11 protein-coding genes, 1 tRNA gene and 1 riboswitch are annotated in these 12855 nt (G+C 43.3%); of the genes, 2 read left to right on the top strand and 10 right to left on the bottom strand.

The annotated features are described in order from the left end of the window. Window positions 1-184: 184 nt before the first annotated feature. The gene (locus GO495_RS03640; RefSeq protein ID WP_157298326.1) at window positions 185-1789 is read left to right on the top strand and encodes a S41 family peptidase; all 1605 of its coding nucleotides are present in this window, start codon (window positions 185-187) and stop codon (window positions 1787-1789) included. A gap of 147 nt (window positions 1790-1936) precedes the next feature. On the opposite strand, the gene GO495_RS03635 is transcribed toward GO495_RS03640, so the two are convergent. The 5 genes from GO495_RS03635 to GO495_RS03615 form a co-directional block, all read right to left on the bottom strand. Next, window positions 1937-2152, bottom strand: a complete 216-nt coding sequence (locus GO495_RS03635; RefSeq protein ID WP_157298325.1) for a S8/S53 family peptidase — start codon at window positions 2150-2152, stop codon at window positions 1937-1939. An 82-nt stretch (window positions 2153-2234) separates the two neighbouring features. After that, a complete protein-coding gene (gene der, locus GO495_RS03630; protein WP_157298324.1) occupies window positions 2235-3551 on the bottom strand; it encodes a ribosome biogenesis GTPase Der in 1317 nt (438 codons plus the stop codon). Between the two features lie 53 nt (window positions 3552-3604). Further along, window positions 3605-4471, bottom strand: coding sequence for a GTPase Era (gene era / locus GO495_RS03625; protein WP_157298323.1), 867 nt, complete (start codon window positions 4469-4471; stop codon window positions 3605-3607). 95 nt (window positions 4472-4566) lie between these two features. After that, a tRNA-Met gene (locus GO495_RS03620) sits at window positions 4567-4638 on the bottom strand. Window positions 4639-4828: 190 nt separating this feature from the next. Then, window positions 4829-5206: a single-stranded DNA-binding protein gene (locus GO495_RS03615; RefSeq protein ID WP_157298322.1), complete on the bottom strand. Its 378-nt coding sequence runs from the start codon at window positions 5204-5206 to the stop codon at window positions 4829-4831. Between the two features lie 200 nt (window positions 5207-5406). Beyond that, window positions 5407-5499, top strand: a riboswitch (TPP riboswitch). Window positions 5500-5612: 113 nt separating this feature from the next. Between GO495_RS03615 and GO495_RS03610 the strand changes: the two genes are divergently transcribed. Further along, the gene (locus GO495_RS03610; RefSeq protein WP_157298321.1) at window positions 5613-7979 is read left to right on the top strand and encodes a TonB-dependent receptor; all 2367 of its coding nucleotides are present in this window, start codon (window positions 5613-5615) and stop codon (window positions 7977-7979) included. Between the two features lie 456 nt (window positions 7980-8435). Here the strand turns inward: GO495_RS03610 and GO495_RS03605 are convergent, their stop codons facing one another. The 5 genes from GO495_RS03605 to GO495_RS03585 all read right to left on the bottom strand — a co-directional run bounded on the left by GO495_RS03605 (window position 8436) and on the right by GO495_RS03585 (window position 12851). After that, entirely contained in the window at window positions 8436-8615 is a 180-nt protein-coding gene (locus tag GO495_RS03605; protein ID WP_157298320.1) for a hypothetical protein, read from the bottom strand. Between the two features lie 104 nt (window positions 8616-8719). Beyond that, window positions 8720-10051, bottom strand: coding sequence for an argininosuccinate lyase (gene argH, locus GO495_RS03600; protein WP_157298319.1), 1332 nt, complete (start codon window positions 10049-10051; stop codon window positions 8720-8722). A 2-nt stretch (window positions 10052-10053) separates the two neighbouring features. Beyond that, on the bottom strand, window positions 10054-11118 hold the full coding sequence (locus tag GO495_RS03595; RefSeq protein ID WP_157298318.1) for a M20 family metallo-hydrolase: 1065 nt from the start codon (window positions 11116-11118) through the stop codon (window positions 10054-10056). Window positions 11119-11121: 3 nt separating this feature from the next. After that, entirely contained in the window at window positions 11122-11898 is a 777-nt protein-coding gene (gene argB, locus GO495_RS03590) for an acetylglutamate kinase (protein WP_157298317.1), read from the bottom strand. Beyond that, on the bottom strand, window positions 11895-12851 hold the full coding sequence (locus GO495_RS03585; protein WP_157298316.1) for an N-acetylornithine carbamoyltransferase: 957 nt from the start codon (window positions 12849-12851) through the stop codon (window positions 11895-11897). The genes argB and GO495_RS03585 overlap by 4 nt, the downstream gene beginning before the upstream one ends. Window positions 12852-12855: the final 4 nt, after the last annotated feature.

Here is a 12855-nt window from a genome sequence, read left to right as displayed (position 1 = left end):
ACCCTTAAATGTTCCGTATTTGCAATTTGAAGATACGTTATTCAAACATCCAATGTCAAACTTCAATCCATAAACTTATTATACTATTTTTGCCACAAGTTAAACAAAACGGGATTACATATACAAATGCTGCCAAAATTAGCCACAGGTTACTTATTGCAGGCTATTTTTCAATACTGATACTATGTTGAACAGGAAACTGAATGTTTTTTTACCTCTTTTATTTGCAATAGTGCTGGCGCTGGGTATGTACCTGGGACATCAGATGCCCGGTTCCAACTCAGGTGCGCAGACGCTGCTGTTCAGCAGAGCTCCTCAGGGTCCCCTGCAGGAAGTGATGGACCTCCTGAAAGTGAAATACGTAGATACCTTAAAGGTAGCAGACCTCCAGCAGGAAGCCATCGAGGGCCTGTTAGGTCATCTGGACCCTCACTCCATTTACATCCCGCCTTCCAACGTGGAAGAAGTGAATGAAGACCTGGACGGTGCTTTTCAGGGTATCGGCGTAGAATTCAATATTACTGCGGATACCGTGAACGTGATTTCTGTGATAGCTGGCGGCCCTTCAGAAACCGCTGGTGTAAAAACAGGCGATAAGATCATTAAAGTGAACGATTCCCTGGTGGCCGGCAATGGCATCACTGCTGACAAGATCCGCAAATTGTTACGCGGACCAAAGGAATCTAAAGTGATGATCAGCATGTTACGCCAGCAGAAAATACAGCAGATAGAGATTACCCGCGGCGTCATCCCTTTATACAGCGTAGACGCCAGCTACATGATCACGCCTGAAATAGGTTATATCAAAATCAGCAAGTTTGCAGGTACTACCTACCAGGAGTTTATAGAGGCAATGCGTAAACTGCAAAAGACGGGCATGACCAAACTCGTGATAGACCTGCGGCAGAATCCCGGTGGATATCTGGATGCGGCTACCCGTATTGCAGATGAACTGCTGGACGATAATAAACTGATCCTCTACACCAAAGGTAAAAGCTATCCACGTACAGACTACGATTGCGAAAAACCAGGTCTCTTTGAGAAAGGTGCATTGGCCATTCTAGCTGACGAAGGTTCAGCCAGCGCCAGTGAAATATTAGCCGGTGCAGTGCAGGACTGGGACCGTGGTACGATCATCGGTCGCCGTACTTTCGGAAAAGGACTGGTACAGGAACAATTCGATCTCAGCAACGGCGGTGCATTACGCCTTACGGTAGCGCGTTACTACACCCCTTCCGGCAGAAGTATTCAGAAGTCTTATGCAAATGGTCGTGTAGCATATGATGAAGACATCATGAACCGCTTCAATCACGGTGAGTTTGTAAACAAAGACAGTATCAAACAACTGGATACCGTACGATATAAAACTGCAAATGGCCGCGTTGTGTATGGTGGTGGTGGTATCACACCGGATATTTTTATTCCTTTTGACACCAGCCGCTTCTCTAATGTAATTGCTAACATGTATGCACGCAGTACTTTCAGCAACTTTGCTTACCAGTACTATAACTCACACAGAGATGAGTTCAAATCATATAAAGATGCTACCGCATTCACCAAAAAGTTTGAGCTGAACAACGATATCTATAATGCGTACAAAACCTTTGCGGCAAAAGATAGTGTACGCGGTATTGAATCTATCAAACCGCATGATGAAGTAGAAATCAGGACCCGTCTGAAAGCATTATTAGCTCGTCAGATATGGAGTTACGAAGGTTTTTATGAATCGATGAATAAGGATGACGAAATGGTGAAGAAAGCTGTAGGGATTTTACAGACAGAGAAATAATAAGATATCAAAATAGAAAGGGGCTGGTCAGATGATCAGCCCTTTTTTTTATTTCATACTATGAAAAAAACTACTGATCGGATACATACATAAAATAAAAAAGCCGCACCGTATAAAACGGTGCGGCCAATAACTTGACAAAACAGATTAGTGTTTTGCTTCAGTAGCAGGAGCAGCAGTAGTATCAGCTACAACAGCAGCTGAATCAGCTACAACAGATGCAGTATCAACAGCTGGAGCAGCAGCTACAGTGTCAACAGCAGGAGCAGTAGCAGTAGAATCAGCAGTTGATTCTGAAGAACCACCGTTACAAGCTACAAAGAAGATACCAGCAGCAGCTGCTAAGAAGAATAATTTTTTCATGCTTTAATGTTTTAAAGAAGCGCAAAGGTATATAGATATTTTTAATTATGAAACCCCTGGCGCTGACAATATGGCAATATTTTTATTTTTTCCTGAAAAACAGCCTCACAGGCACTCCTTCGAAGTCAAAATTCTCACGAAGTTTATTTTCCAGGTAATTTTTATAAGGTTGTTTTACATCATCTGGCAGATTACAGAAGAATGCAAAGGCAGGTGTATGCGTAGGTAACTGCGTTACATACTTGATTTTAATAGCGATACCTCTTACTACCGGCGGATGAAATGCTTCAATTGCTTTCAGCATTACCTCATTCAGTTTGGAAGTAGCTATTCTGCGCTTCCTGTTCTCATATACACGCAACCCTTCTTCAATAGCTCTGAATATGCGTTGTTTTTCTGTAACAGAGGTAAAGATGATAGGTACATTACTGAATGGGGCCAGCCGGCTTCTCAGTTCCTTTTCATAATCACGGGCAGTGTTGGTACCCTTATCATCTATCAGGTCCCATTTGTTCACCAGTACTACCAGTCCCTTTCCTTTGCGGCCTGCCATACTGAAGATGTTAAGGTCCTGCCCGGTAATTCCTTGTGTAGCATCCAGCAGCAACAGACATACATCTGCTTCATCCATTGCCTTAATGGCGCGGATAACGGAATAAAACTCCAGGTCTTCATGTACTTTCGCTTTACGGCGGATACCCGCTGTATCTATCAGTATGAATTCTTTCTGGAATAATTTATAGTGGGTGTGAATGGTATCGCGTGTAGTACCGGGAATATCGGAAACGATGTTACGTTCCGCTCCTATCAGTGCATTCAGCAAAGAGGATTTCCCTACGTTCGGCTGACCGATGATCGCGAATTTTGGTACTTCATCATCACCAGGTAATGCCTGTTCGTCTTCAGGGATAATGGCAGCTACTTCATCCAGTAATTCGCCGGTGCCACTGCCGCTCATAGAGGAGATAAAGAATACTTTGTCGAAGCCCAGGCTGTAAAACTCTGTTGCTTCCAGCATGCGGTTGCTGTTATCTACTTTATTGATCACCAGGTAAACCGGTTTGGAAGAACGGCGTAATACATGTGCCATTTCCTGGTCCAGATCAGTAATACCTGTAGCCACATCACAAATGAAAAGCAGCAGATTGGATTCCTCCATCGCTGTCTGCACCTGCTTGCGTATTTCGCGTTCAAATATTTCTTCGCTTCTCGGCACAAATCCGCCGGTATCTATTACGTTGAACGATTTCCCGTTCCAGTCAGCAATACCATACTGCCGGTCGCGTGTTACACCGCTGACATCATCCACAATTGCCTTACGCTGTTCCAGCAAACGGTTGAACAGGGTAGATTTACCCACATTAGGACGACCAACGATTGCTACTGTAAATCCTGACATAAAATTTAAAAATTGCGAATGATCAATGACAGGCATTGATCATTGAAAATTGACTAATAACCGTATTCCTTCAAATAAATATCATTGTCGCGCCACTTGCCGCGCACTTTCACAAACAATTCAAGGAATACTTTCTGACCCACAAACTTTTCGATATCCTGGCGGGCTAAGGTTCCTATCTTTTTAATAGAAGACCCTTTATCACCAAGTATAATTGCTTTCTGTGTTTCTCTTGTAACGATAATTTCTGCTGTTATTTTGATCAGCGTTGTTTTCTCCTGATACTGTGTAACGGCTACGGCAGTATGGTAGGGAATTTCTTCATCAAAAAGATGAAAGATCTTCTCCCGGATCATCTCTGCAACAAAGAACCGTGTAGACTTATCAGTTAACGTATCATCCGGGTAAAACGCTTCGCTTTCCGGTAACAGACCTACTATGCGTTCGAGCAACGCTGGTATTCCGTCTTTCTTTAGTGCAGAAATAGCCACCACTTCGGCTTTCCCCCATGCTTCACATTGCTTTACCACTTCATCCAGGGCTTCTTTTTTCAGAAGGTCCGCCTTGTTTACAACAAGGATACAGGTAGCTTTTAATCTTAATGAGCTAAACAATTCCAGGTTCTCTGCAACGTTGTCCCTCGCGTCCATTATCAGCATGGCGATATCTGCATCTTCCAGCGCAGATTTTACCGCACCCATCATCTTTTCGTGTAGCCTGTATTTGGGATCAATGATACCGGGTGTATCAGAAAAAACGATCTGGTAATCTACTGTGGATACCACTCCGGTAATACGATGCCGCGTGGTTTGCACCTTTGGAGACACAATAGCCAGCTTCTCACCCACCAGAGCGTTCATCAGGGTGCTTTTGCCTGCATTAGCCTTACCAAAAATATTTACAAATCCTGCTTTGTGCATGTATTCTACCTTTTATAGCAACCCTCACAAATTTCCGGAACTTCCTGAAATAAAAAAAGCCGAATCACTTCGGCTCTTTTAGTGCTATGTTTTTGTAGCGAGGAGGGGATTCGAACCTCTGACCTTCGGGTTATGAGCCCGACGAGCTACCTCTGCTCTACCTCGCAATGAGGGTGCAAAGATAAGGGAAATAATATTCCCACCAAATCTTTTTAAGAAAAATTAAAAGCAGGCCCCGCTATCAGCCACCACAGCAGCTGTAGCGAGGTCTGCCTGTTTTTGAATGGAAGGTCCTCTGTCTCAGAAGCAGTTTCATTTGTCACGGCCATGTCTTGCCGAGGCGTGAAATCTGCTGTTTCAGAACGGTAAATCCTCTGCAGCATTCTCCCCGGTCACCTCATCGGGCTTTTGAGATTCGTCGTTTGCCCTCCCTAACAGTTCCAGTCTTGTTACATGCAGTTTTAATCCTGCCATAGGTTCCCCTGCATGACTAACATAAGATTCCACACTGGGTACCCCTTCCAGATACACCTGCTTGCCTGTAGTAAGATAAGGAGCCACATTTACCTGCTTCCAGCAGGTACAATCTACCCAGGTAGTATGTTCATGCTTTTCTCCCTGTAGATTTGTGAACCTGCGCGTATGCGCAGCCCGGAAACTTAACAATGGTGTGCCGTTTACTTCCTTCCGGACAGCATCATGCCCCAGATAACCGATGAACTGAAGTTTGATCATACTGATTAAATTGAATAATGGTTAACGATAAAAAGCGGAAGTTCGAACGGGGAGATATAGATGGATCAATAAATCCATTTGCATATGGAAATTAGATAATTTTTTACACCCGCAAAAATATTTTCTCTTTTTAACAGCAGCAGCTATACCTTTGCATTGGAAACCGGAGTTGCGTACGTAACGCAAATATTACTACTGCCGGCTTCACCTCGGGGTGCCTTACTATCAGGCTGAGATCAGACCCGTTGAACCTGACCAGGTAATGCTGATCAGGAAAGGTAAGCGAACAATCTCTTCCTTACCCGGAAAATAAATAAGCAACAAGCCGCCGGCTATAAGCATGTTTCATTGCTTACAGTCTGCCAATTGCTGCCGATAATTTGTAGCTATTAAATTACAATAGTCCATGAGACAACTTCTATGCTTATTGCTGCTATGCAGCACCGGGATGCTACACGCACAAACCATTCTTACCGGTACCGTCACAGATAAAAAAAGCGGCCATCCGCTGGAAGGCGTATCTGTTACCCTGCTGCCCAATAACACAGGTACACGTACCAATATCAACGGACACTACCGCCTTGCCCTGCCAGCTAAAGGTCCCTATACACTACAGGCAAGTTATCTGGGATATAAAACGTTCAGCACTGCTGTCAACAGCGATACCCATATTGATATCATACTGGAAGAAACCGGACTATTCGTGAAGCCAGTTGAAATCACCAGCTTACGCGCCGGTGAACACGCTCCCTTTACACAGTCTACGCTGACAGCTGAAGAAATCAAAAAACAAAACCTCGGACAGGACCTTCCCATGCTGCTCAACCAGCAACCAGGAGTAGTTGTAAACTCCGACGCCGGTACCGGCATCGGTTACACCGGTATCCGTGTAAGAGGTTCTGATATTACCCGTATCAACGTTACCGCTAACGGTATCCCCGTTAACGATGCGGAATCACAAGGCACTTACTTCGTAGACATGCCCGACTTCGCCTCTTCCGTTAGCAGCATCCAGCTACAACGTGGTGTTGGTACTTCTACCAATGGTGCAGGGGCTTTCGGAGCTTCCCTGAACCTCAGCACCAACGATTTCAGAGATAAAGCCTACGGCGAAATCAGCAGCAGCTTCGGCTCTTTCAACTCATGGAAGAACACCGTAAGAGCAGGTTCCGGTTTGATTAACGGCCACTTTACCATAGATGCAAGACTCTCTAAAATATCCTCCGACGGATATATAGACCGCGCTTCTTCAGACCTGAAATCCTTCTATACCTCCGCTGCTTACATTTCCAAAAACACAGCTATCAGGTTTAATATCTTCTCCGGTACGGAAAAGACTTACCAGGCCTGGAACGGCGTGCCACAGGATTCCCTGAAAACACACCGTACCTATAACTCTGCCGGCCAGCGTTCCGACGGGACCTACTACAATAATGAAACGGACAACTACCAGCAGGATAACTACCAGTTATTCCTGAACCAGTCCCTCAGCAGTAAATTAAACTTCAACGTTGCACTGCATTATACCCGTGGTAAAGGTTATTACGAACAATACAGGGAACAGGATACCTATGCAGCTTACGGTATAGCAGATCCTGTTATCAACGGCACTCCTGTGACCAATACAGATCTTATACGCCAGCTATGGTTAGACAATAATTTCTACGGTAGCATCTACTCCATCAATTATAAAGGAGATCGCCTCAACTGGAGTTTAGGTGGCGGCTGGAACCGTTATGAAGGCGGCCACTACGGTAAAATTATCTGGGCACAATATGCCATAGATAAAGACCATAAATACTATGACCTGAATGCAACAAAAAGAGATGTGAACGTATACTGGAAAGGAGAATACAAACTCACCAGCGCATTACGTTTATTTGCAGACCTGCAATACCGCAATGTGAAATATAACATCGATGGTTTTGAAGATAATCCTACCCTCATTCAACACAACAACTATAACTTCTTCAATCCTAAAGCAGGTATCACATACTCTCTCAACGATCAGCAGGAAGTATACGCTTCTTTTGCTATCGGTAATAAAGAACCTAACCGTGATGATTTCGAAGCTGCTTTACAACAAACACCTAAAGCAGAAACATTACGCGATGTAGAAGCCGGTTATACCTTACATGGTAATAATGTAGTATTATCTGCCAATGTATATTACATGGATTACAAAAACCAGTTGGTACAAACCGGTAAGCTCAATAATGTTGGTGCATACACCCGTACTAATATTCCTAAGAGCTACCGCACCGGTATAGAGTTACAGGGCAGTACACGTTTAGGGAACATTTTTGTATTAGGATTGAATGCAGCGCTGAGTCAGAATAAAGTAAAAGACTTTACTACCTATATTGATAATTATGATACAGGCTTACAGGATACTGCTACCTATAAGAACAGTACCATCGCCTTCTCTCCTTCTTTCGTTGGTGGATATACCTTAACAGCGAAGCCTGTTAAACATCTAGAAATCAGCTTACTGGGTAAATATGTAAGCAGACAATACATGGATAATACAGGAGTGAAAGAACGCAGCCTCGATGGGTATTATACCAATGATCTTCGTTTCAATTATGTAGTACCTCAAAAACTGTTTAAAGAGTTAGGATTATCCTTTATGCTTAATAATATTTTTGACAAGAAATATTCTCCTAACGGATATACTTATATGTATACAGAGAGTGGGAAATTAGTGAATAGCAATGGTTATTATCCAATGGCAGGAACGAACTTCTTTGCAGGGATTAATATCTCCTTCTAAACCAAAAGAGGTAGTATCAAAAATAAAAATAGGGACTGATAATCGTTTAAACGATTATTAATCTCCACCAGGTATCCGAAAAATAGCCTGTATCGTACTTATGATACAGGCTATTTTTCATTTAAAATACTATCTGTGAGGCACCTTAAGAACTAAACTAATAGCTAAAACTACATGCATAAGAAGCGTTACAGCAATTAACCATCTATATACATTTTCTTTATTGCTTTTAATACTGAATAAATAGATGGTGTAAATAATATTTAAACCAAGCACATATAAAATCAAAAAAGGCAACATAAAAAAGTTTACAGATGCACTGTTAAGCTGCTTCATTATTACTAAGCATACAATCATACCGACTATCACAACAAGGTTATATAAAAACCTTCTACCTTCCCACCACCGTATAATCTCTTTTCTTAAAATTTTATACATGTTCATACTTTAAGCTTATTAATCAAATGGTTTTAATGGCAAGTAATGATAATTCCCTGCTCCCCTAATTTCCGTGGTTCCAACCTTATAAAAGAAACCAGTTTTAATCGCTTGTTGATCGGCAGCCGCATCCTTGAACCATTCATGTCCATCTGATCCAAGTTTCCCACTTGAATAATCAAAACCTAATATATTCATTGTGTTAGTAGAATGTTACCGCACTGTTACGCACTCTATTTACGTAATAAAAAAGAGAGGAATACCATATAAAAACAAAAGGCTGCATCAATGTGCAGCCTTTTCTAACTTACTAATTTCTCTATCGCCTTATCCACTTTCTCAAAAGGAAAACCTGCAATTACCTCTTTCATCATCCTGCTCACTTCTTCATTACCAGGATTACCGATACTTCCTTCATGCGTATGTTTCACCTCTTTTCCCGGAGTAAAACTACCGCGTTCAATATCCAGCCCTACCTGCTTATAAGCCTCTCTGAAAGGCACACCGGACAACACTAAATCATTCACCACTTCCACACTGAACAAATACTGGTATTTCGCATCATCCAGAATATTCTCTTTAATACGGATATTATCCAGCATCAATCCCGTCATGCGTAAACAATCTTTCAACGACTGAAACGCAGGGAATAAATTCTCTTTCAGCAACTGCAAATCCCTATGATAACCACTTGGTAAATTAGTGATCATCATCGCGATCTCATTCGGCAACGCCTGTAACTTATTACCATGAGAACGGATCAACTCCCATACATCAGGATTCTTCTTATGCGGCATAATACTGGAACCTGTTGTCAGCTCATCAGGGAATGTAATGAACCCAAAATTCTGGTTCATGAACAGGCATGCATCCATCGCCATTTTAGCCAATGTAGCCGCAATACCCGCTAATCCAAATGCAACGATCTTCTCCGTCTTACCACGTCCCATCTGTGCATACACCACATTATAATTCAGGTCATCAAAACCCAACAACGCTGTAGTCATGGTACGGTTAAGCGGGAAGGAAGAACCATACCCCGCAGCAGAACCCAGGGGATTTTTATTCACTACTTTATACGCACTCTGTAATACCGTAAGATCATCCACCAGGCTCTCTGCGTACGCACCAAACCACAATCCGAAAGAGGAAGGCATCGCTATCTGCAAATGTGTATACCCCGGTAAAAGATGGTCTTTATATTCAGCGCTTTTCTTCTGTAATAATTCAAACAGTACATTCACTTCCTGCACCAGCGTCTGTAACTCATGACGCAAAAAAAGTTTCAGGTCTACCAAAACCTGGTCGTTCCTGGAACGGCCACTATGGATCTTCTTACCCACTTCACCCAGTCGACGGGTCAGCAACAATTCCACCTGGGAGTGGATATCCTCTACCCCTTCTTCCAGCTCAAAATCACCGGCAGCGATCTCTTTATAAATCTGTTTTAATTCTTTCTGTAAGATGACCAGTTCATCTGCAGTCAGCAGTCCAATGCTTTCCAGCATAATAGTATGCGCCAGGGACCCCAGCACATCAAACGGCGCCAGGTAAGCATCCATCTCGCGGTCTTTTCCCACTGTGAACTTATCCACCTCAGCCAGCGCGGCTTTATCCTTTTGCCAAATTTTCATAATTACAAGATTTCTTCCAGCAATTTAATATAACTGTCTATACCCTGACGAATTTCATCCAGGTAAATATATTCATCTGCTGTATGTGAACGGGCAGAATCACCTGGCCCCATTTTAATAGAAGTAGCAGGTATCAGTGCCTGATCTGAGGTAGTAGGTGAACCGTAACATGTTTTACCATGTTTAATGCCACCCAGTACAAAAGGATGATCTAAAGGAATACCGGAAGGACGCATACGCATAGAGCGTGGCTTCACTTCACATTGTACATGCTCCTTAATGATCTCCAATACCTGTTCTAAAGTATATTGTTCCGTTACCCGCACATCCACCACGAAGGTACAATCTGCCGGTACTACGTTATGTGCTTTATTGGAAGTATTGATCACCGTCACACTCATCTTTACCGGTCCTAATGTTTCAGACACCTTAGGATAACGGTAAGTACGGAACCACTCAATATCCGGTAATGCTTTATACAACGCATTCTCTCCTTCATCACGTGCAGCATGCCCCGCTTTACCATGCACCGTACAATCCAGCACCATCAGTCCTTTTTCAGCGATCGCCAGTTGTGTTTGTGTAGGTTCACCTACAATAGCAAACTCAATAGCCGGTAAAGAGGCAAGGATACTTTCTATGCCATTTACACCACTGATCTCTTCTTCAGCGGTAGCTGTAAGGATGAGATTATACTTCAGGTCATTACGTTCGTAGAAATGCAGGAAGGTAGCGATAAGGCTTACCAGGCATCCCCCGGCATCATTGCTGCCAAGGCCATACAGGCGGCCATCCACTACATCAGGAGAAAAAGGGTCACGGGTGTATTGCGGATTAGGCTTTACAGTATCGTGATGAGAATTGAAAAGGATTACGGGTTTGGCAGGATCAAAATACTTGTTCTTTGCCCATATGTTGTTTAAGTGCTGCTGGTACGGGATGTCTCTTTCTTTAAGGAAATTGCCAATCAGTTGTGCCGTACCCTGCTCTTCCCTGCTGATGGAAGGGGTAGCAATCAGCGACTGTAAAAGTTTTACTGCATCATCATACAATTGTTGGTTCCACATAGGTCAGCGTATTAAAGTACCCGCTACTGTATCAGAAGTATTACTCAGTACATCATCTGCATGTCCTATCAGCACTTCTTTTACCCCACTTTCAATAGCAGCAAAAGCGTTTTCCAGCTTAGGCAGAATCCCATCTGTCAATACCTTGTCTTCCAGCAGCTCCTGGTATATTTGACGATCGATCAGGTTAATCACAGCATCATCATTGTTCGCATCATGCAGTACTCCCTTCTTCTCAAAACAATAGATCAGTCTTACTTCATAATATGCTGATAAAGCTGTTGCTAACGAAGAGGCAATAGTGTCTGCATTCGTATTCAGCATCTGCCCTTTACCATCATGCGTAAGCGGAGCAAACACAGGCGTAAGACCTGCTTCCAGCAATGCTTTCAGCGGGGCTGCCTGCACAGTGGAAATATCTCCTGCAAATCCATAATCAATCTCTTTCACCGGGCGTTTCACCGCCGGGATAATATTCGCGTCTGCACCGGTTAATCCAATAGCATTACAGCCATTCGCCTGTAATTTAGCTACCAGTTGTTTGTTGACCAGGCCACCATATACCATCGTCACTACGTCAATAGTTTCCGCATCTGTAATACGGCGTCCATTCACATATCTGGATTCGATACCCAGTTTATCTCCTATGCGGGTAGCTATCTTGCCACCTCCATGGATCAATATCTTCTTACCGGGAACTGCTGCAAAGTTCTTAAGGAAACGTTGCAGCAGTTCCGGATTGTCAATTACATTACCACCTACTTTAATAACAAAGATCATAAATTGCTTTTTAGGATCTCGCTCAACACGGCCTGTGCGGCCCATGTACGGTTACCTGCTTCTTTGATAACGATGGACTGTGGTCCGTCCAGCACTTCATCCGCTATCACCACATTCCTTCTTACCGGTAAACAGTGCATTACTTTTGCCTGGTTAGTACCACGGAGTTTCTCGTTCGTCACCATCCAGTTACTGTCTGTACAAGTGATTTTACCATAATCTTCATAAGAAGACCAGTTCTTCACGTATACAAAATCAGCTCCTTCCAGCGCTTTATCCTGGTCGTATTCTATCGGTGCATTACCGGTGAATTTTTTATCCAGGTCATACCCTTTCGGATGTGTAATCACAAAATCTGCTTCACCCCATGCATTGATCCACTGTGCAAATGAGTTCGGCACTGCCTGTGGCAATGGCTTCACGTGCGGGGCCCAGGTCATTACCACCTTGGGACGACGGGCCTGCTGCCACTGTTCTTTGATAGTGATCACATCTGTCAGGCTCTGCAACGGGTGCAGGGTAGCGCTTTCCAGGCTCACCACCGGAACGCCGGCATATTTAATGAACTGATTGATATATTTCTCCGTATAATCAGCTTCTTTATCTTTTAATCCCGGAAAAGTACGGATCGACAGGATATCAAAATACTGTCCCATAACAGCAGCTGCTTCCTTTACGTGTTCCGTCGTATTTCCATTCATTATAGCGCCATCATTCATTTCCAGCTGCCAGCCTTCCTTATCTATATTAAAGACCACAACTTCCATCCCCAGGTTTTTAGCAGCCACCTGCGTACTTAATCGTGTTCGCAGGCTTGGGTTCAGGAATATCATGCCCAGGGTTTTGTTTTCACCCAAAGTTTTGTCTTTGAAAGGTTGCTTTTTGTAGTCCAGTGCAGTCTCCACTAAACGCGGGACACTCGGTACATCATCTACGGAAATAAATTGTTTCATTGTA

The organism is Chitinophaga oryziterrae, assembly GCF_009758125.1.
GTDB lineage: Bacteria > Bacteroidota > Bacteroidia > Chitinophagales > Chitinophagaceae > Chitinophaga > Chitinophaga oryziterrae.
The sequence above is the reverse complement of the archived record's forward strand: the minus strand, read 5'-3'. Positions and strand labels throughout refer to the sequence as shown.

What these genes read in the sequence shown, in the direction of transcription:
- GO495_RS03640 (WP_157298326.1), top strand. Translation starts at nt 185, where the DNA reads ATGTTGAACAGGAAACTGAATGTTTTTTTACCTCTTTTATTTGCAATA.
- GO495_RS03635 (WP_157298325.1), bottom strand. Translation starts at nt 2,152, where the DNA reads ATGAAAAAATTATTCTTCTTAGCAGCTGCTGCTGGTATCTTCTTTGTA.
- der (WP_157298324.1), bottom strand. Translation starts at nt 3,551, where the DNA reads ATGTCAGGATTTACAGTAGCAATCGTTGGTCGTCCTAATGTGGGTAAA.
- era (WP_157298323.1), bottom strand. Translation starts at nt 4,471, where the DNA reads ATGCACAAAGCAGGATTTGTAAATATTTTTGGTAAGGCTAATGCAGGC.
- GO495_RS03615 (WP_157298322.1), bottom strand. Translation starts at nt 5,206, where the DNA reads ATGATCAAACTTCAGTTCATCGGTTATCTGGGGCATGATGCTGTCCGG.
- GO495_RS03610 (WP_157298321.1), top strand. Translation starts at nt 5,613, where the DNA reads ATGAGACAACTTCTATGCTTATTGCTGCTATGCAGCACCGGGATGCTA.
- GO495_RS03605 (WP_157298320.1), bottom strand. Translation starts at nt 8,615, where the DNA reads ATGAATATATTAGGTTTTGATTATTCAAGTGGGAAACTTGGATCAGAT.
- argH (WP_157298319.1), bottom strand. Translation starts at nt 10,051, where the DNA reads ATGAAAATTTGGCAAAAGGATAAAGCCGCGCTGGCTGAGGTGGATAAG.
- GO495_RS03595 (WP_157298318.1), bottom strand. Translation starts at nt 11,118, where the DNA reads ATGTGGAACCAACAATTGTATGATGATGCAGTAAAACTTTTACAGTCG.
- argB (WP_157298317.1), bottom strand. Translation starts at nt 11,898, where the DNA reads ATGATCTTTGTTATTAAAGTAGGTGGTAATGTAATTGACAATCCGGAA.
- GO495_RS03585 (WP_157298316.1), bottom strand. Translation starts at nt 12,851, where the DNA reads ATGAAACAATTTATTTCCGTAGATGATGTACCGAGTGTCCCGCGTTTA.